The sequence below is a fragment of the Nocardia sp. JCM 34519.1 genome (genome assembly GCF_020361265.1).
GTDB lineage: Bacteria > Actinomycetota > Actinomycetes > Mycobacteriales > Mycobacteriaceae > Nocardia > Nocardia arthritidis_A.
Window position 1 is genome coordinate 185,071 of the sequence record NZ_JAIRBR010000010.1, and the last position, 18,147, is coordinate 203,217.

Consider the following 18,147-nt stretch of genomic DNA (forward strand, 5'->3'; position numbering starts at 1 on the left):
ACTCAGCGTACCTTGCGAAGCCGTCGGGGCTTCGCTACGGTCACCAGTAAGGTACTGAACGTACCTTAATGACTCAGGAGGTACCGATGCGCGCCATCGGAGTGTGCTATGACACCGGCTTCGTCCATCGCGGCAACACCACGCACGAACCGTTCGATCCGGATGCCGTGCTCCGGGATATGCGAGCCATCCACGACGACCTGCACTGCGACGCGGTCCGCATCACCGGCGGATACCCCGAGCGGCTGAAGCGGGCGGCCGCACTGGCCGCGGATGTCGGATTGGAGGTGTGGATCTGCCCGTTCGTCAACGGCGTCACACAGGACGAACTATTCGAAATGGTCGCCGACATCGCGGAATTCGCCGAACGCCTGCGGGTCCAGGGCGCGAATGTGGTGCTGGCCGTCGGCTCGGAGCTGAGCCTGTTCGTCGACGGCTTCTTCCCCGGCGACGATTTCGAACAGCGCGCCGCCGCGCTGCCCACCCCGGCGGGCCGGACGGCCATGGCGGCACTACCGGGGCCCTTCAACGAATTCCTCGCTCGCGCAACCGCGATCGCGCGGGCCCGCTTCCACGGCACGCTCACCTACTGCTGTCTGCCGTTCGAGCAGGTGAGCTGGGAGATGTTCGACATACTCGCCACCGATGCCGGATACCGGTCCGCGGCGCTCGCCGACCGCTATCCCGATCTCATGCGCACCTTCGCCGCCGCGGGCGCGAAGCTCGGAAAGCCGGTGGCCGTAACGGAATTCGGCTGCGTCACCTACCGGGGCTCGGCGGACCGGGCCGACAAAGGCGCGGAGGTCATCCAATGGGATCCCGACACCGCCACGCCGCTACGCCTCGACGGCGAATACGAGCGCGACGAGGAAGGGCAGGCGGCGCATCTGCTCGAAATGCTGGCAATCCTCGACGAATCCGGTATCGACACCGCCTTCTGGTACTGCTTCGCCCGCCCCGACCTCGTCCACCGCGACGAGCCGGTGCTCGACCTCGATCTGGCCAGCGGCGGCCTGGTCAAGGTGTTCGACAGCGTCGGCGGCGCGGCCAAGACCTGGGAGCCCAAGCTGGCCTTCGCGGCGATGGCGAACCGCCCCCGCTGACAGCACGCTCACGAAAGGGCTTGGGCCAGAGCCGTTCCGGTGTAGTAGGCGCCCAGCCCGCCGATGATGGTCGCGGCCAGGTTGGCCACGGCCTGGAAGCGTGCTCGGGTGCGGGCCAGCTGCAGGGTTTCGTAGCCGAAGGTGCTGTAGGTGGTCAACGCGCCGCACAGGCCGGTGCCGACGAGCACCTGAACGTGCGGGTCCGCCGCCATGCCGCTCAGCGCGCCGAGGATCAAGCTACCGACGATGTTCACGGTGAAGGTGCCCCACGGGAAGATCGTGTCGTGCCTGGTCTGCACCGCGCGGTCGGTGAGATACCGCAGGGGCGCGCCGACGGCGGCGCCGAGAATCACCAGCAGCCAACTCATTTCCGGTGCTCCGTCCGGCCGACATAGCGAATGACGTCGACCTCGTCGAGGATGACCAACCCCTCGGTGACGAGCTCGTCGAGCTGCGGCAGGAATGCGCGGACGCGGTCGGCGTCGTCGACGATCACGATCGCCACCGGCAGATCCTCCGACAGCGAAAGCAGCCGGGTGGTGTGGATATGCGATGACGCGCCGAATCCCTCGACGCCGCGAAAGACGCTCGCGCCCGCCAGGCCCGCGCGGTGGGCGCGGTGCACGATCTCGCTGAACAGCGGTTTGCGATGGTAGGTGTCGCTCTCGCCGATGAACACCGTCAGGCGCAGGGCGGGTCCGGTGAGCCGGGTCATGACATCCTCCTGGTGAGCAGGCGGCGAGTGAGGGTGGCGGTGGTCCAGGTCGCGGTGAGCGCCGCGATCGGGGTCGCGGCGAGATACACCAGCGCGGGCGCGGCGTGCCCGAGGCCGACGAGACGTTCGATATCGGCGGTGTAGGTGGAGAAAGTGGTGTAGCCGCCGAGGATGCCGGTGCCGAGGAACGGGCGCAGCAGCCGGTGACCGGTCCAGATCTCGGTGATCAGCACCATGACGATGCCCATCAGCGCGCATCCGGTGACGTTGACGACGAGGGTGGTCCACGGGAACGCGGCGCCCGCGGTCGGCCACAGCAGGCCCGCGGCGTAGCGGGCGGTCGCGCCGAGCGCGCCGCCCGCCGCGACGACCGCGACCACCGGGGCCTGTTCGCGCCACCGATTCGGCCGCGCACGCGCGGCGAACGGAGTGCGGGTGGTGGTGTCGGGGTGCGGTGCCGCCATATCTGCTCCTACTCGATCGTCGAGGCACTGCCCCGGGCATGCCGGGCTGGTCGAGTAGGGACCGTTGGCGGCCGATCGCCGCGGTTGGGTACGGCGGGCCCCACCGCCGCGCGAGCCACCCACCGGGTGGACCCGCTGGCCGGAAAGCATACGACACACCGGCTTCCGCCTGTTGATCACCGTGCGGGTTGCGCCAGGTGTCCGTTCACCCTCTCCCCTGGCCCGGGCGGCGCTGTCGGCTTCTGCTCGAATCACGAGGCACGTAGATCGCGGAGCTGGTCAGCGGGCGTAGTCGAAACGGACGCCGGAGGCGAGTAGGGCGGTGGCGGACAGTCCGAACATGCGGTGGAAGTCGGCGCTGAAGTGGGAGAGGGAGGCGTAGCCCGCGTCGACGGCGCTGCGGGTGAGGTCGTGGCCGGCGGCGAAACCGGCTGCCGCGCTGAGCATTCTGGCCCATTGCCGATAGCGACGGAAGGTTGTTCCGGTCTGCTCGGAGAAGGTGCGCAGCAGATGGGAGGTGGAGACGCCGACGATGGATGCGGCGTCGACGGCGCTCATCTCGCGGGCCGGGTCGTCGCGAATCAGTTGGGCCACCTTGGTGATTCGCGGATCGACGGCATTCGGCGCGGGCAGGCTCGCGTACCGCAGCACCGCTTCGACATCCGGTTCCGCGGCGGCGCACGCCGTGATCAGTTGTCGTTCGTTGCGGTGTTCGAAGCCGAAACCGGCCCGCATGCATCGCATTTCGGCCATATCGCGCTCCCCGGCGAGCGGATCGACGAATAGGTACAGCATGCGTCCGTCGGGTGCGGGGATCTGGTGCGTGACCCGGGCCGGCGCATAGGCACTGCGGACACGCACCGCTCCCAGCGCCTCGGCCCGGAATTCGAACGGCCCGTCCAGGCCGACGGCCAGGCAGCCGATGGACGTGGAATGCGGATCGATGGCCAGTCCGGGCCCGACGTATCCCGCGTGCCCGTGCCGGATCCACATGACGGCCCGGTTCACACCGCACGTTTCTGAAAGCGCGACACCCTCCATCCCTGCCAGGCTAATCGCACAGGTTCGAGCGAAGGATGGTGACGTTGTCGACAACCACAGCCCCGCCGGGCGAAATGACCCGCGACGTGGCGGCGTTGACCCGGCTGGACCGGCGCACCACCCGCCCGGGTGAACGCGACTCGGCCGAATTACTCGCGGCACGGTTGACGGAGTCCGGTGCGGTGGCGGTCGAGGTCACCGAGTTCCGTGGCCAATCATCCTGGGTGCCAGCGCATCTGGCCCATCTCATCGGAGCGGTGGCGGCAAGTGCGCTGCCGGGAACCGCCGGACGGCTCGCATCGGTCGCGGTCGCCGCCTCGTACGAACTGGAAGTCGGCGGCCGCTCCCAGTGGGTGCGGCGACTCCTGCCCGCGGGACGCGGCGTATCGGTGTCGGCACGGGTGCCCGCCGCGAACGGGCCGCGCCGCACCCTCGTGCTGATCGCGCACCACGACGCCGCGCACAACGGTCTGGTGTGGCATCCGAAAACCGTTGCGCTGAACCGCTTCCGGTCACACCGCACGGGCCGTTCGACGCCGAGTCACGCCCCCGTCCTGCTGGCAATCCTCGCCTCGGCCGTACCGCATACCGGTGTCCGGCGCGTCGCGCGACTGGTGTTGGGCGGGCTCGGACTGGCGATGATCCAGTCGATGCGCAGCCCGACCACACCCGGCGCGAACGACAATGCCACCGGGGTCGCCGCCGTGCTCGAGCTCATTCGGCGGCTGCGGGCGGCGCCGCTGGCCGACACCGAGGTGCTCATCCTGCTGCCCGGCGGTGAGGAGGCCGGGAATGTCGGCATGCGGGCGTTGACCCGGCGCGCCCGATTCGACCCCGCCCATACGCTGGTGATCGGCCTCGATTCCCTCGGCAGCGGTGAGCATTTGGTGGTCGCGCGCCGCGAAGGACTCACCGGCCGGATGGCCGAACGCGATATCGCCGCGGCACAGCGCGTCGCCGCGCGGGCCGGAATCGAGCTGCCCGCGGTGACGTTCGCCAACATCTGCGATACCACCATCGCGAAACGCGCCGGTATGCGCGCGATCTCGCTGCTGTCCTACGAACGCGGCTGGATCCGCCATCTGCACCTGAAATCCGACACCGCCGACGCCGTCGGCTGGCGCACCGTCATCGACGCCGTCGAGCTCACCGAACACCTCGCCCGCGCGTGGGACCGCGGCGAGATCGATTGAGGGACCGGAGATATGGATCAGCGAAAGACCATCGCCGTCTACGGCGCGACCGGCTACTCCGGTCGCGCGATCGCGAAGGAACTCGTGGCCATGGGTCACGACGTGCTGCTGGCCGGCCGTTCGGCGCAGGCGCTGCGGCGGCTATCGGCCGAACTCGGCGATATCGACCAGCACCGGGTCGCACTGCACGATCGAAATGGTTTGGCCGACTTGGCAGCAGGGGTCCGCACGCTGGTCAATGCCGCCGGGCCGTTCGCCGACACCTACGCCCCGGTGGCCGCCGCGGCGATCGCGGGCGGCTGCCACTATGTCGACATCAGCGGCGAACAGCGGGCCATCCGAGGCCTGTTCGACGATTACGGATCCGCCGCCGCGGCGGCCGGTGTCGCGCTGGTGCCGTCGGCCGCCTTCTACGCCGCGCTGGCGGACCTGCTGATCGCACTGGCCGCAACCGAATTCGAGCAGGTCGATGATCTCGACATCGCGTATCACATCACCGATTGGGTGCCGAGCGGCGCGGCCTTCGAGGCCCGGCTGCGCGGGCTCACGCAACCGGTGCTCCAATTCGACGACGGTCTGGTGGAACTCACCACTCAGCCGGCGGCCCGGTGGGCGGACTTCCCGGCGCCGATCGGCCGCCGCCGGGTCGTCGCGTATCCGCTTCCCGACGTGCTCACGATTCCGCGGCATGTGCCGGTGCGCCGCATCCGGCCCGCCATGACGGCATCGACCGTGCTGCCACCCTTCGCCGTTCCGTTCGTTCCGCAACTGTCCCGGTTGTATCGGTGGGGTATGCGGACGCCGCTGTCCCGCGTCTTCGAACGGGCGGGGGCGGCCGCCACCGGCGGCGTTCGCACCCGAATCGCGAACGATCCCACGCAATTTCATATCGTCGCCCGGTTGTCCGGTGGCGGTGCACACCGCACCGCGACGCTCTCGGGCCCGGGCATCTTCGATATCACCGGTCCCATCGCCGCACGCATCGCCGCACGCACGATCGAGGCCGATTTCACGGCGTCCGGACCGTTGGCGCCCGCACAGGTCGTCGATCCGGCGGAATTCCTGAATGCGATGCGGGACAGAGGGGTTCGGTACCGGATCGAGGCAGGCCGATGAACGGCTACGAAGGGTTGCGCATCGAGCAGCAGGGCCGGGTGCTGGTGGTGCGGTTCGACAATCCGCCCCGGCACTTCTTCGACGAGCGGATGAGTGTCGAGCTCGACGAGCTGACCCGGCGGTTGCGACACGATCGGACGACGCGCGCGGTGGTGTTCACCGGCCACGGCGACAACTATCTGACCCACTTCGATGTGCCGGAACTGCTGCGCGGCTCCGAGCGTCTGCCTTTTCGCGTGCCGTACGCGGTGGCGAAGGCGGTTGTCGCGGACGCCATGCTTGGGCGCCTGCGGCCCGCGGACCGCCTGCTGCGCCGCACCCCGGCCCGCGAATTGCTGCTGATGACAAGGACATACGCCGCGCTGCGCCGAATGAACCGGATGGACAAGGTTTTCGTCACCGCCATCAACGGTCTCGCGCTCGGGATGGGCTGTATCTTCGCGCTCGCCTGCGATATTCGGTTGATGGCCGACGATCGGCAGCTCGGCATGCCGGAATCCGGGCTCGGCATACTCGCGGCGGCGGGCGGCACCCAGCGCCTGGTTCGGATGGTCGGCCCGGGACGCGCCCTCGAATTACTGCTCGACGGACGCTCGTTCGGCGCGGCCGAGGCGGCCGATCTCGGCCTGATCCACCGCGCGGTGCCCGCCGCCGAACTGATGCCCGAGGCGTTGGCGATCGCGCGGCGTCTCGCCGACAGACCGCCGCTGATCGTCCGCGAGATCAAGCGCATGGTCTACGACGCGGGTACCCGGCCGTTCGCTACGGCCACCCGGATGGAGGCCGCGAGCCTGCTCGCCACGTTGACATCCACCGTGGCCGGAGATCGCCTGCGCACCTACGGTGATTTCCTGGCCGCCGCCGATCCGATAACGGACGACGTTGTGCACCAAGGTTTTTCCGCCCTGCTCGATGGCACACCGGAGCCGTGACGACAACCGGCCACCGCACGTGTGTATCGAGGCTCCCACCGGGTAGGCGACGCATGGACCTTGTGGTCGGCACCATACTCTACTACAGTTTGTAGTATTCAGGCGATCCGTGGAGGGGACCATGCCGGATTCAGATGCCAACAAACCGATTTCGGACCAGCACCGCCATCGGGCCCGAGGTTACGTCCGCCACCTGGCCACGCTGCTCGGTCCGGATACCGCCGCCGGTATGCGGGTGGCGCTGAGCCGGGACGCCGGACCGCGGCTGAGCCGCGGCTACCGTCTCGCCGTCGATTCGATCCGGGAGCGATGGCGGCCGACCAGGGAACGGATGCGGGCGTTGACGGTGTCGCCGGGTGGTCGCGTCTACTGGCGCGATGTGCCCGTACCGCCACCGCCCGCTCCCGGCGGCGCGATCGTGCACCCGATCGCGGTGACCACCTGCGATCTGGATCGGCCTCTGGCGCTGGGCATGTCGCCGCTGCCGTTGCCGCTGTGCCCCGGGCACGAGTGCGTGGCCGAGGTGGTGTCGATCGGCGACGGGGTGCGGACCGTCGCACCCGGCGACCGTGTCGTGGTCCCCTGCCAAATCAGCTGCGGCACTTGCACTTCCTGCGCCAAGGGCGACACCGCACACTGTCTGTCCGTGCCACCGGTCTCGATGTACGGACTCGGGGTGACCACCGGCAGTTGGGGCGGCGCCCTCAGCGATCTGCTCGCGGTGCCCTACGCCGACGCCATGCTGGTACCGCTGCCGGACGGCATCAGCCCGGCCGCCGCGGCGGGGCTGGGCGACAATGTCAGCGATGCCTATCGCCGCATCGCGCCGCATGCGGCGGGTCTGCTCGCCCGCGGCGACGACGCGCGGGTGCTGATCCTGTGCGAACTCGGCCGCCGCCCACCGTACGGGACCGGATTGGCCCTCTCCACCGGGCTCGTCGCCAAGGCCCTCGGCCTGACCGACGTACACCTGGTCGACCGCCGTCCCGCACTGCGTCGACAGGCGGAAGAGCTTGGCATACAAGCACATTCACCGGACGAGCTGACCAAACTTCCGCTCGCGCCGCTGGTCGTCGAGGCGACGGGCACCCGCTCGGGCATGGCCACCGCCATCCGGCACACCGCACCCGACGGCGACTGCACCAGCATCGGCACCCTGCACAGCGGCATTACCATCCCGACCTCACTCATGTACCTGCGCGATATCTCGCTGCACATCGGGCTGCCGCCCGCCCGCACGCTCATCCCGGACGTCCTCGACCTCATGACATCGGGCCGATTCCATCCCGAACACGTCATCACCGACGAGGGCAGCCTCGACGACGCCGAAAACACCATGCGCCGCTACATCTTCGGTGATTCGGTGAAGACGGTCTTCGTCGAGTAGCCGTGCGGGCGCACGCATCCGGGAATAGTTCACCGCCCGGATCGGCTGATGTTGGTCGGACCTGACCCGAGAGCGACTGGAGGACCCACATGGCGGTGCGGATCGGCTTGATACTGCCCACCTCGACGCCCGATCCGGCACGACCGATCATCGGTGACGTGCGGGCCGCGGCACGGCTGGCCGAACGGATCGGCGTCGAATCCGTGTGGGCCACCGATCATCTCATCGCCAGCGCGCCGATCCTGGAGACCACCGTCGTGCTGGCGACGGCCGCGGCGGTGACCGAGCGAATCCTGGTGGGATACAACGTGATGCTGCCCGCGTTGCGCGGGGTGGCCTGGGCCGCAAAGCAGATCGCGTCGCTGCAACTGGTATCGGGGAATCGGGTGCTGCTCGGGGTCGGCACCGGGAATCCGGCGCACGGGGATATCGGCTGGCGGGCGGCGGGTGCGTCGTTCGAGGCCCGCGGGCAGCTGACCGATGCGGCCTTGGCCGCCTTGCCCGGGCTCGTCGAGGGCAGGCCGACGACCCTCGCCGACGGACTGGAGGTGACGCTCTCGCCCGGCGCTCCGATGCCGCCGGTGCTGGTGGCGGGCACCGGGAATCGGGTACGGCGCCGGGCCGCCGCGCACGGTGACGGATGGATTCCGATCGCACCCGACCTGACGCGGCTGCCCGCCGAAATCGCCCGGCTGGGCGAGCTAGCGGCGGAGTTCGGCCGTCCGGCGCCGACGGTAACCGTTGTGGCACCGGCATTGTCGGACGATCCGCGCCGGGCCGCCGAGCAGTTGACGGAGTACGGGGCGGCCGGTGTCGAGCGGGTGATCCTGCGGCCGACCGGACCGGATTGGGAACGGGACTACGCCTTCGCCGCGGATGTCATCATCGTCGCGCGGTAGATGAACGGTTCGGCCCCGGCGGTCTGTCCGCCGGGGCCGACTCACGATACGAACGCCGAATTACCCTGCCATAACTCGTGATTCGCGATATCTCGTACCGATGTGGGCGTCACCGAGCAAGGCATCCACGCCGATGCCGAGCCGTCCGGTGACCGTCGATAGCGCGGTCCGCACGGTTTGCGGCACCGTAGCCGATCGCGCCTGCAGCCGCACCGGTTGCGCTGCCCACCCTTCGATACCGACATTGCATAGGTAGCCGATACCGGTCGATTCCGAAATCCTTTGCGGCGTGTTGATCGTCACCCGAACCCGTCGCCCACCGACATCGAGCTCCCGCACCACGAGCACATCACCTGTCATAGCTGAACAGTATTTGCCCAGCTCTTCATGGTCGAATCCGGGTGCGCGTGTCGCTCGCGGGCGTGTTCGAATCGATACGCGATGGGCCTCGGCGCGAACACTCGTCGGCAGAGGTCGCCGCCATCGTGCTGTGTACGAGCGAAACTGGAACCGGTCGGAACCGTTACCAAGCATTCAGGGCCGCTTCGTTTCAAGTTGATGTTCAATTATGTTGTCTTACAGCGACAGTACAGCGTTATCACCGTTCGACTACGATATTAAGTTACTATCTATTCTTCATAGACTACTGGAGATTCAGCACAGCGAAGGAACCGGGTCCATGACTGCCGCTGCGAATTCGCGGGAATCCATTGCGCACGAGCCTGCGCTCACCACGGAGCGGACCCGCATCCGCATTCCGGCGGTCCACCGCTCGGCGACCAAACGCCCGCCGCGACTGCCGGACGCGCTCGACTTCTGGCAATTCGCCGGGGCCGCCGCGAATGTCGCCATGCAGATGGCGCGGCCCGGCGTCGGCCACGGCGTCGCGGACAGCAAGGTGGAATCCGGCGCGCTGCTGGTGCATCCGTGGAAACGCCTGCGGACTACCGCCTCGTATCTGGCGGTCGCGATCCTCGGCACCGAATCCGACAAGGAGGCGTTTCGCGAGGCCGTGAACGTGGCGCACCGCCAGGTGCGGTCCGAGCCGGGCGCGCCGGTCCGGTACAACGCATTCGACCGCGACCTCCAGTTGTGGGTGGCCGCCTGCCTCTACATCGGTTTCGAGGATTCCTATCAGCTGCTGAACGGCCGGATGAGCCCGGAACAGGCCGAGGCGTTCTATCGGACATCCGCGACACTCGGCACCACGCTGCAGGTGAGCCCGGATATGTGGCCCGCGACCCGCGCCGAATTCGAAACCTACTGGAATCGCGCGGCCGAACAGGCGGTGCTCGACGACAAGGTCCGCGCCTACCTCGACGAGCTACTGCACCTGCGGATGATCCACTGGTACCTGCGGGTGATCTTCGGTGGGCTGCTGCGATTCCTGACCGCGGGCTTCCTCGCGCCGTATTTCCGTGCGCAGATGGGTATCGAATGGTCCGATACCGATCAGCGGCGGTTCGAACACCTTTTCCTGTTCGTCGGATTCGTGAACCGCTTCATACCGCGCTTCATCCGCTTCTACCCGACCCACTTCCTGATCCGGGATGTGCGCCGCCGAATTCGCAAGGGCAAACCGCTCATCTGAACCGGGCCGTCACTGCTGTGGCCGCGGAGCGAGCGGCGCGTCGACCTTGTTCACCAGCCACCGATCGCCCGACCGTTCCAGCCGCATCACCATCGACAGCTGCCCGGGCGCCGGTTTGCCCTTGGTGCCCAGGCTCGTGATGGTCTGCCCGATCACCACGATCGCCTCCGCGGAATTGGTGTCGCCGCCGCGGATCGCGCACTGGACCTCGTTCACCTTCGACACCACCTCGCCCTGTGCGAGCACATCGCGCAATTCCTTACTGGTCGAATCGAATTGCTTACGCCAGTCGCCGGTCGCCCCGTCGAGCACCGCGCTCACGTAGCCGTCGAGATGTTTCGCGTCGTAGTCGGCCAGCACCGGCGCGTACCGGCACGCCGCGGCGCGCGCCTGCTCCTGCGCGGACAGCAGATCCTCGTGCTTCTTGTTCTGGAAGAACAGATATCCGGTGCTGCCGAGCGATGCCACGAGCAGCAGTGCGGCCGCCGCACCCGACGCGATACGGGTGCGGCGTCCGAACTGCGGGCGAGTTATCAAGCGGTGGAAGCCTTTTCGTTCGGCACCCGGTTCAGCCCCGGCCACCGGATCGACGTCGGATGCCGAGTTCGCCTGGACGGCAGGGTCCGCCGCGGCCACTGCTGGTTTCGCCGCAGCCGCTACCACCGCCGGTTCCGATTCAGCCGCTGGCTGCGATTTCGTCACCGGCCGCACCACCACCGCCGAATCCGCCGCCACCGATGCTGATTCGGCTGGCACACCGGGCTCGCTCGCTGTCGCCGGGCCCGCCTCCGCCGCCGATTGCGGCGGCATTTCGGCTTCTCCTGCGGCCGAGCCCGATTTCGCCGACGCGCCGTGCGTCGACATATCGGTCGCCGAATCCGTCGCGTCATCCTTGTTCACCATGTCGCTCATAGCGTTTCACCTCTATCGAGTCGGTGCGGGTTGGGACAGCTCGTTACCGGTCACGCCGGGCGGCGGGCCCGATCCGTTATCGGGCACGTCGGGGCGCGGGGCGTTGGCCGAGCCGCGGATCTGCAGGGCCGGGTTGCTGGTGACGCAGTAGTTGTAGAGCCGGACCCGGGTGTCGGTGGTCCTTTCGGTGGGGACCACCGGGATGGTGTCGTATTCGCACCACGGTCGCGGCCAGGGATCGACCAGCGTGTAGAACTGGCCGTCGTGTGCCGGGATGCCGAGCGCCTCCGATCCGACGCGCAGCGCGGGGAACAGTGCGGCGATCGCCGGCGCGCGCAATTTCGCCGCCTTGGTGATCGCGACGAAGTTCGTCACCAGATCGGTGATCGGATCCTGTGTGCGCGAAACGAATTCGTTCAGCGTGGCCAACTGTCCCGGCCCGGCGTCGATCAGGTGGCGCAGTTCCCGATCGGCCGCGGTCGTCTGTTCGAACAGCACGCCGCCCGCTCGGGTGAGCGTGGCCAGGTCGGGTTGCGCGTGCGAGGTGGTTTCGGCGATCACCTCGAGATTCGCGATGAGGGCGCGGGTCTGCGGCAGCAGGCCGTCCAGCCCCGCCATCGCCCGGCTCATCCCGGATATCATGTCGCGCAACCGATCCGGGCCTCCGGCCAGCGCCCGGTCGAGCTCGTCGATGATCGTGTCGAGCCGGTCCGGGTTCATTCCGCCGATGAAATCGCTCAGGTTCGCCAGCACCGACTGCACCGGTACCGGCACGGTCGTGCGCGCACGCTCGACGACGGCGCCGTCGCTCAGATACGGCCCGGTTTCGGAGTCGGGGCGAAAGTCCAGATACTGTTCACCGGCCGCGGACAGCCGCCCGACGGCGACCGTTCCGCCGACGGGAATGCGGGCCGCCGCGTCGATTTCGGCGATCGCCGCCACGCCGGTGCCGGAAATCCGGAGCTCACGCACCTTTCCGACCCGGACGCCCCGGAATGTCACGTCGTTGCCCCGCGACAATCCGCCCGACGACGGCAGCTCCACCGTCACGGTGTAGCCGCGCGCCAACGGATTCCACCGCAGCACGCCGGCGGACAGATAGGCCGTGCCGAGCACCAGCGCGACGATCAAACTGATATTGGCGACCGCTATCCGGTGCCGCACCAACCATTGCCACAGCGGCGGATTCACCGCTCGCCCCCAGGCCGAGGCGGGCTGGTCAAGCGCCCGATGACCTTTTCGATCACCTGGGCCAGACTCCCGATGAATGCCGCGGCGTCACCGAATTCGGGCCAGCGGCTGCCGTTCGGATCCGTCAACGCGCCGACGCTCAGATAGGAAACGGTCGCCGCGACGGCGAGGGTCGGACCGCTCATGCTGGCCATCACCGGCGGATAGATTTCGTGCAATCCGTCGAGGGTGCCCGCCAGATCGTCACCCATTCGGGTGAAGCCCGACATCAGCCGCTGGATGCTGTCGAACAGGCTCACCGCCTGCGGTCCGGTGCTGTCGGCGAAATCCCCGAGTGCCGCCATGGTTTCCGACACCTTTCGCAGCAGTGTGACGATGCTCTGCGTGTTCTCGCCGAGCAGTGCCAGCAGTTGCGGGAACGAGTCGGCGGCCGCGCCGAGTTCGGCCTTGCGCCTGGATAATTCGCCGCTCAGCACGTTCAGCCCGGTCAGGGTGCTGTCGATATCGGCGGTTCGCTGATTCAATGCCGTTATGGCATCGGTCATTTCGCCGATCAGGTGAGCCAGCTGCGGGGCCCGGCCCGCGAACATGGAGTTCAATTCCGCCGCGATCTTCGCCGCCTGGTTGATGCCGCCCCCGTTGATCAGCATGGACACCGACATCATCAACTGCTCCACCGATGCGGCCGCCGCGGTGTGCTGAAGATCCAGCGTGTCGCCGGGCCGCAGCGGCGGACCGCCCGCCCCCTCCGGCGGCAGCGTCATCGCGACGAAGATATCGCCGAGCGGCGTCGCCTGGCGCAGCTCGGCGGTGGTCCCCTGGGAAAGCGAGATGTCCTCGCGGATCAGCATTTCCACATCGGCGACGAAGTTGGTCGTGGTGATGCGGGTGACGACGCCGATATCGGTTCCGCCGATCCGGATGTGGGCGCGCTGCGGCAGATTCAGCGCATCGCGGAAGGCGGCGTGAATGGTGTATCCCGGCGCGCCGAGACCGGGTTCCGGCATCGGGACATCCTCGACGGTTACCGCGCATCCGCTCGCGCTCACCGCCACCGCGAGCACGGCGGCGATGATTCGAATTCGCTTGATCCGCAGGGTCATTTGGCGATTCCCAGCAGTGCGGCGGTGAGCCCGAAGTCGGGGCCGAAATCCTGGATGCGGCCGGTGCGGCAGCCGTCGAGCCGCAGCTGGATACGCTCGCAGAACAGCGAAAGCGCCTCGCTGTCCAGCACTGTCTTGTCGAGCAGGCCGTGTAATCGCAACGCCTGGTCCTCGCGGCTCACCGCATTGGACAGGTTCTGGAACAGCAGCGGACCGACGTCGACGATTTCGGTGAGCCCGCGCGCGTTCGCCCGCATCTGCGCGGTGACCTCGGCGAATCGGTTCATGGCCCCGGCCAGCTGATCCTGATTCTGCCCGACGAGCGTCGCGGTGTCGGTGACGAATTGGTCCAGTTGGTCCAGCACCGCCTGCAGCCCGGGCGCCTGATCGCCCATCAGCTGGACCAGTTCGGTGAGCCTGCCGCTGAAATCGCGGACGGTTTGGTCGTTTTGGGCGATGATCTCGGTGATGTCGTTGAGTTTGACGATGGTGTCGCCGATCTGGTCCTTGTTCGCCAGGGTGACCTGGAATGCGGCGGACAGCGCGTCGAGGGTCTGTTTCAGCTTGTCGCCGTTGCCGTTCAGCAGCGGGAACAGCACCCGGCTCGCCATCGGCCCGGTCCGGTCGTCACCTTTGAGCGCCGCGCCGAGCTGATCGAAGTTCTGCAGTATCCGGTCCAGCTCCACCGGAGTCCTGGTGTGCGCCAACGGGATATGCGCCCCGTCCGCGAGCACCGGCCCGTTACCCGGATAGGCGGGCGCGAGTTCGATGTGCCGATTGGTGATCAGCTGCGGGTTCACCAGGGCCGCAATGGCATCCGCGGGGATACGGATGTCCTTGTCGATGCTCATGGTCACCTGCACGTAACTGCCCTTGGCCTCGATCGTGTCGACCCGCCCCACCGGGACGCCGAGCACGGCGACCTCGTTGCCCGCGTACAGCCCGGCGACATTCTCGAAATCGGCGCTGATACGCAGATGTTCACCGAGATACTGTCCGGGCAGTGCCGTCAGGCCGGCGGGCAGCAGTCCGCATCCGGCGGTGAGCAGCATGCTCGCGCACAGCGCCATCATCTTCATCGCGACGCGCGCCATCAGCCACAACCCTGTACCGCTCGGGCGAAACATAACCAGTTGTCCGGAAAGATCCACGGCGCGTAGACATTTCCGTACGGACCGTCGCCGAGGACATTGTTGAACTGCCGCAGCGCCACCGGCATGATCTCGTAGAGCCGGTCGAGATTCCGCCGGTTCTTCGTCAAACCCTCGGACATGGTGTTCAGGTCGTTGATCAGCGGGGCCAGCCGATCGTTGTTCTCCAGGCCCATCTCCTGGAGCACCTTCGAGAGCGCGGCCACATTGTCCAGCAACTGTTTCAGCAGTTCCTGCCGTCGCTGCACCGCCGTCCCGATCGCGTCGCCGCGGGTGAGCAGCAGCAATACGCTGTTCTGGTTGTCCGACACCAGCTGTGCGACCTGATCCATACCCTTCAGCAGGGTGTCCACCTCTTCGCGGCGATCGCTGACCACCTTCGCCAGCGCACCGATGCTGTCGAGCGCCTGCACGGCCAACTGCGGGGAATCGCCCATCTGCTGGTTGATCACGTCCAGCGCCTGCCGCAACTTGCCCGGGTCGATCCGCTCGATCCGCTCGAACGAATTCTTGTACTGCGGATCCTGGATGACCTTGCTGAGGTTGTACGGCACCGCCGTGTTCTCGATTCGAATGCGGTTGCCCGGCAAGCCCTTTCCATTGCCAGGCACCAGATCGATGTGCAGCTTGCCCAATATGGTCGACATCTTGATGGCCGCGTGCGCGTCCGGCCCGAGCCGCAGATCGCGGCGGATCTTCAGCTCGGCCACCACCTTGTCGCCGTCGAGCCGGATCGAACGCACCTGGCCCACTTCGATTCCCGATACGTCGACGGTCGCGCCGGGCCGTAATCCGGCCGCCTGCGCGAATTCCGCCTGGATCGTCCGGTCGCCGAGCCGCACCTGTTCGAGCACGCTGGAGCCGACCAGCAGCAGCGCGACCAGCGCCGCCGCGGTGATGCCGAGCCGCAGATATCGGTTGCCGAGAAAGCCCGGCAGCCTTCGCTTTACCGTCATCGGCACACCTCCGATTGCTGATCGCCGCCCACCTGGGAGAACAGCCCGGGCGGTAGCAGCACGCCCCACAGCGAGACGTCCAGGCGGCAGATGTAGGCATTCCCGTACGCGCCGTAGCTGGTGAAACGGGCGATGCCGTTGAGGATCGTCGGCAGCTCGACCGCGGCCCGATCCAGCGACGCGCCGTTGAGCAGCAGCAGCGCCACACCGGATGTCGCATCGCCCTGCGCCCGCGCCAGCCCCGGCTCGAGCTGGGTGATGAGGCGGGTGAGCGAATCGGTCGAACCGGCCACCCGATCGACCGAACTCTTCAGCGATTCCCCTTGGCTATAAAGCGCTTCCACCAACGCACGGGCCTGGGTGAGCAAGGTTTCGAACTCGCCGCTGCGGCGCGCGAGGCCGGAGATCACCCCACTGAGGTTGGTCAGCACCTCGCCGAGGATCTTGTCGCGCTGCCCGAAGGTGCCCGCGAGCTCGGCGGCCTGCGTCACCAACGCGCCGAGCGAGACCTGATTGCCCTGCAAGGCCTGAATCAGCGTCTCCGACAGCGAATTCACCTGATCCGGTCGCAGCACATCGAACAGCGGCTCGAATCCGGACAGCAGCGCCGACACGTCGAACGACGGTTCGGTGCGGGCGAGCGGGATCTCGCCGTCCGGCGGCATCGGCGTCCCCGGATCGGCGCCCGGCAGCAGCGCGATATACCGTTGGCCGATCAAATTCTGGTATCGGACAACGGCTTTCGTGGTCGAGGTGAGATGCTGCCCGTCTTGGACGCGGAACCCGACCCGCGCCTGGTAGCCATCCCCGAAACCAATGGTGTCCACCCGGCCGACGCGCACACCGGCCATCCGCACATCGTCACCGACCCGCAGCCCCAGTACATCGGAGAACACCGCCGAATACGATCGGGTGCCACCGGCGACCGGTCGCTGCAACGTCGACCAGATCGTATAGGTCAATACGACGGCCATGACCGCGAACAAGCCGAATCCCACTGTCGCCCTGGTCGATTTCATCGCGGACCGCCTTCCTGGTCGTAGACGGTGACCGCGCCGCCCGCCAGCAGCGGACCGATCAGCAGCAGCTGCGCCGCCGTCGGCCGATCGCCGACGACGGCGGCTACCGCGGCGGGCCCGCGCAGCGCCGCCGGATCGCGGTCCGCGGCGGGCACGGTGATCCCCGGAATCGCTGGCAGGCCAGGGATACCCGCGAGCGGAGGCTGCGCACCCGGCGGGACGGGCAGCGGAGGCGGTCCGGCCGAATCCAGCCACCCCGGGCGCAGCGATTCCGGAAACTCTTGCGGCGGTGCGGAATCCGGGACAGTAGGACCACCGCAGCGCGGGCCGCTCAGCTCGCCGTAGTGCGGGCAGTCCCGGGCGGTGTATTGCTGGAACGGCGTGAACGACACATCCATTCGCCACACCATCTGGCGGTGCGGCCCGAAATTGAATGTGGTGGCCAGCTTTCGGAGCGCGAAATTGAAATTGGCGGCCGTATACGGGATCGCGTCCGGATCCCGCGCCAGGCTGCCGAACAGCTCATCGGTGCCCGCGACGAGGAATTTGCCCGCGTCAGGGTTGCGCGCGAACAGCGAATTCACCGCGTCGACGGCCGCATTGCCGTTCGTCAGCAGCGCCACCAGCCCGGCCCGGCGTTCGGCGAGCGTGCGCGCGGTGGTGACCGATTCCGAAAGCACCCCGACCAGATCCGGCGCCGATCGGCTCAACGCCTGTGCGGCGCGGCCGAGATCGCCCAGCAGAGTTCCGATTCCGGGAATCGAGCGCACCGCGGTGAGCCACGCGTCGAGCCGCTCTACAGTCGAACCCGGTGTGCGCGCGGCGGAATCGAGGGCGGCCGCCAGGGTGGCGAGCACCCGGCCGAGCTTTTCCGGTTCGATCTTGTCGAGCACGTCGCGCAGCACGTTCAGCGTGGTCTGCAGTTGGACGGTGCCGCCGCTCGTATCCTCGGCGATCGTCGCGCCGGCCCGCAGCCTGCCCGGCGCGGGCCCGTTGTCGACCAATTCGATCGCGGTCACGCCGAAAAGGTTGTTGGGCACCACCCGCGCCGTCACATTGTCCGGAATCGAGCCCGCCAGCCGCGGATCCAGGTCGACGCTCGCGTGCTGGCGCGCCCCCTTCGCGACGACCTCCACCCCGGCCACCCGGCCGACCAGCAGGCCGCGGAATTTCACATCAGCGCGCGCGGGCAGGCCGTCACCGGTGCTGGTCAGGGCGACGGTGACCGCGACGCGTCGTTCGAAGGCGCCGGTGTATCGCAGGGTCAGCAGGCCGAGCAGCACCGCGACAACGGTCAGCATCGCCAGTCCGGCCATGCTCAGCTGACGGCCGCTCGGGCCGCGGCCGCTGGGATCGAGAAGTATCGCCATACCG

At 67.8% G+C, this 18,147-nt stretch carries 19 protein-coding genes; 7 read left to right on the plus strand and 12 right to left on the minus strand.

Annotated elements, in window-relative coordinates:
- The first annotated feature begins 86 nt into the window (after positions 1-86).
- Positions 87-1,103 (plus strand): hypothetical protein, encoded by a 1,017-nt coding sequence (locus tag LGY53_RS24550; RefSeq protein ID WP_225729057.1) that lies wholly within the window; start codon positions 87-89, stop codon positions 1,101-1,103.
- Between the two features lie 8 nt (positions 1,104-1,111).
- Here the strand turns inward: LGY53_RS24550 and crcB are convergent, their stop codons facing one another.
- The 4 genes from crcB to LGY53_RS24570 form a co-directional block, all read right to left on the minus strand.
- A complete protein-coding gene (gene crcB, locus LGY53_RS24555) occupies positions 1,112-1,471 on the minus strand; it encodes a fluoride efflux transporter CrcB (protein WP_225729058.1) in 360 nt (119 codons plus the stop codon).
- Complete coding sequence (locus tag LGY53_RS24560; protein WP_167475269.1) at positions 1,468-1,818, minus strand: DUF190 domain-containing protein; 351 nt, start codon at positions 1,816-1,818, stop codon at positions 1,468-1,470. Before LGY53_RS24560 ends, crcB begins: the two co-directional genes overlap by 4 nt.
- Entirely contained in the window at positions 1,815-2,282 is a 468-nt protein-coding gene (locus LGY53_RS24565) for a CrcB family protein (RefSeq protein WP_225729059.1), read from the minus strand. The genes LGY53_RS24560 and LGY53_RS24565 overlap by 4 nt, the downstream gene beginning before the upstream one ends.
- Positions 2,283-2,561: 279 nt before the next feature.
- Positions 2,562-3,323, minus strand: coding sequence for an AraC family transcriptional regulator (locus LGY53_RS24570; protein WP_225729060.1), 762 nt, complete (start codon positions 3,321-3,323; stop codon positions 2,562-2,564).
- A gap of 44 nt (positions 3,324-3,367) precedes the next feature.
- Between LGY53_RS24570 and LGY53_RS24575 the strand changes: the two genes are divergently transcribed.
- From LGY53_RS24575 to LGY53_RS24595, 5 genes are all read left to right on the plus strand, one after another.
- A complete protein-coding gene (locus tag LGY53_RS24575) occupies positions 3,368-4,516 on the plus strand; it encodes a M28 family peptidase (RefSeq protein WP_225729061.1) in 1,149 nt (382 codons plus the stop codon).
- Positions 4,517-4,528: 12 nt separating this feature from the next.
- Positions 4,529-5,632 (plus strand): saccharopine dehydrogenase NADP-binding domain-containing protein, encoded by a 1,104-nt coding sequence (locus tag LGY53_RS24580; protein WP_225729062.1) that lies wholly within the window; start codon positions 4,529-4,531, stop codon positions 5,630-5,632.
- Positions 5,629-6,564, plus strand: a complete 936-nt coding sequence (locus tag LGY53_RS24585) for an enoyl-CoA hydratase/isomerase family protein (RefSeq protein ID WP_225729063.1) — start codon at positions 5,629-5,631, stop codon at positions 6,562-6,564. The genes LGY53_RS24580 and LGY53_RS24585 overlap by 4 nt, the downstream gene beginning before the upstream one ends.
- Before the next feature lie 121 nt (positions 6,565-6,685).
- Complete coding sequence (locus LGY53_RS24590) at positions 6,686-7,951, plus strand: zinc-binding dehydrogenase (protein WP_225729064.1); 1,266 nt, start codon at positions 6,686-6,688, stop codon at positions 7,949-7,951.
- An 89-nt stretch (positions 7,952-8,040) separates the two neighbouring features.
- The gene (locus LGY53_RS24595) at positions 8,041-8,850 is read left to right on the plus strand and encodes an LLM class flavin-dependent oxidoreductase (protein WP_225729065.1); all 810 of its coding nucleotides are present in this window, start codon (positions 8,041-8,043) and stop codon (positions 8,848-8,850) included.
- Between the two features lie 60 nt (positions 8,851-8,910).
- On the opposite strand, the gene LGY53_RS24600 is transcribed toward LGY53_RS24595, so the two are convergent.
- Positions 8,911-9,210, minus strand: a complete 300-nt coding sequence (locus LGY53_RS24600) for a hypothetical protein (protein WP_225729066.1) — start codon at positions 9,208-9,210, stop codon at positions 8,911-8,913.
- A gap of 319 nt (positions 9,211-9,529) precedes the next feature.
- On the opposite strand from LGY53_RS24600, the gene LGY53_RS24605 reads away from it, so the two are divergent.
- The gene (locus LGY53_RS24605; RefSeq protein WP_225729067.1) at positions 9,530-10,441 is read left to right on the plus strand and encodes an oxygenase MpaB family protein; all 912 of its coding nucleotides are present in this window, start codon (positions 9,530-9,532) and stop codon (positions 10,439-10,441) included.
- 9 nt (positions 10,442-10,450) lie between these two features.
- Here the strand turns inward: LGY53_RS24605 and LGY53_RS24610 are convergent, their stop codons facing one another.
- Genes LGY53_RS24610 through LGY53_RS24640 form a run of 7 tightly spaced genes read right to left on the minus strand, consistent with a single transcriptional unit; the run spans position 10,451 to position 18,137 of the window.
- Entirely contained in the window at positions 10,451-11,353 is a 903-nt protein-coding gene (locus tag LGY53_RS24610; protein WP_255664281.1) for a hypothetical protein, read from the minus strand.
- A gap of 12 nt (positions 11,354-11,365) precedes the next feature.
- A complete protein-coding gene (locus LGY53_RS24615; protein ID WP_225729069.1) occupies positions 11,366-12,544 on the minus strand; it encodes an MCE family protein in 1,179 nt (392 codons plus the stop codon).
- Positions 12,541-13,647, minus strand: a complete 1,107-nt coding sequence (locus tag LGY53_RS24620) for an MCE family protein (protein ID WP_225729070.1) — start codon at positions 13,645-13,647, stop codon at positions 12,541-12,543. The genes LGY53_RS24615 and LGY53_RS24620 overlap by 4 nt, the downstream gene beginning before the upstream one ends.
- A complete protein-coding gene (locus LGY53_RS24625) occupies positions 13,644-14,741 on the minus strand; it encodes an MCE family protein (RefSeq protein ID WP_225729071.1) in 1,098 nt (365 codons plus the stop codon). Before LGY53_RS24625 ends, LGY53_RS24620 begins: the two co-directional genes overlap by 4 nt.
- Positions 14,741-15,754, minus strand: a complete 1,014-nt coding sequence (locus tag LGY53_RS24630; RefSeq protein ID WP_225729072.1) for an MlaD family protein — start codon at positions 15,752-15,754, stop codon at positions 14,741-14,743. Before LGY53_RS24630 ends, LGY53_RS24625 begins: the two co-directional genes overlap by 1 nt.
- Positions 15,751-16,773: an MlaD family protein gene (locus LGY53_RS24635; protein ID WP_225729073.1), complete on the minus strand. Its 1,023-nt coding sequence runs from the start codon at positions 16,771-16,773 to the stop codon at positions 15,751-15,753. Before LGY53_RS24635 ends, LGY53_RS24630 begins: the two co-directional genes overlap by 4 nt.
- Positions 16,770-18,137, minus strand: a complete 1,368-nt coding sequence (locus tag LGY53_RS24640; RefSeq protein WP_225729135.1) for an MlaD family protein — start codon at positions 18,135-18,137, stop codon at positions 16,770-16,772. Before LGY53_RS24640 ends, LGY53_RS24635 begins: the two co-directional genes overlap by 4 nt.
- Positions 18,138-18,147 lie beyond the last annotated feature (10 nt).

Coding starts and splice junctions, on each gene's coding strand:
- LGY53_RS24550 (WP_225729057.1), top strand. CDS start 87: ATGCGCGCCATCGGAGTGTGCTATGACACCGGCTTCGTCCATCGCGGC.
- crcB (WP_225729058.1), bottom strand. CDS start 1,471: ATGAGTTGGCTGCTGGTGATTCTCGGCGCCGCCGTCGGCGCGCCCCTG.
- LGY53_RS24560 (WP_167475269.1), bottom strand. CDS start 1,818: ATGACCCGGCTCACCGGACCCGCCCTGCGCCTGACGGTGTTCATCGGC.
- LGY53_RS24565 (WP_225729059.1), bottom strand. CDS start 2,282: ATGGCGGCACCGCACCCCGACACCACCACCCGCACTCCGTTCGCCGCG.
- LGY53_RS24570 (WP_225729060.1), bottom strand. CDS start 3,323: ATGGAGGGTGTCGCGCTTTCAGAAACGTGCGGTGTGAACCGGGCCGTC.
- LGY53_RS24580 (WP_225729062.1), top strand. CDS start 4,529: ATGGATCAGCGAAAGACCATCGCCGTCTACGGCGCGACCGGCTACTCC.
- LGY53_RS24585 (WP_225729063.1), top strand. CDS start 5,629: ATGAACGGCTACGAAGGGTTGCGCATCGAGCAGCAGGGCCGGGTGCTG.
- LGY53_RS24590 (WP_225729064.1), top strand. CDS start 6,686: ATGCCGGATTCAGATGCCAACAAACCGATTTCGGACCAGCACCGCCAT.
- LGY53_RS24595 (WP_225729065.1), top strand. CDS start 8,041: ATGGCGGTGCGGATCGGCTTGATACTGCCCACCTCGACGCCCGATCCG.
- LGY53_RS24600 (WP_225729066.1), bottom strand. CDS start 9,210: ATGACAGGTGATGTGCTCGTGGTGCGGGAGCTCGATGTCGGTGGGCGA.
- LGY53_RS24605 (WP_225729067.1), top strand. CDS start 9,530: ATGACTGCCGCTGCGAATTCGCGGGAATCCATTGCGCACGAGCCTGCG.
- LGY53_RS24610 (WP_255664281.1), bottom strand. CDS start 11,353: ATGAGCGACATGGTGAACAAGGATGACGCGACGGATTCGGCGACCGAT.
- LGY53_RS24620 (WP_225729070.1), bottom strand. CDS start 13,647: ATGACCCTGCGGATCAAGCGAATTCGAATCATCGCCGCCGTGCTCGCG.
- LGY53_RS24625 (WP_225729071.1), bottom strand. CDS start 14,741: ATGGCGCGCGTCGCGATGAAGATGATGGCGCTGTGCGCGAGCATGCTG.
- LGY53_RS24630 (WP_225729072.1), bottom strand. CDS start 15,754: ATGACGGTAAAGCGAAGGCTGCCGGGCTTTCTCGGCAACCGATATCTG.
- LGY53_RS24635 (WP_225729073.1), bottom strand. CDS start 16,773: ATGAAATCGACCAGGGCGACAGTGGGATTCGGCTTGTTCGCGGTCATG.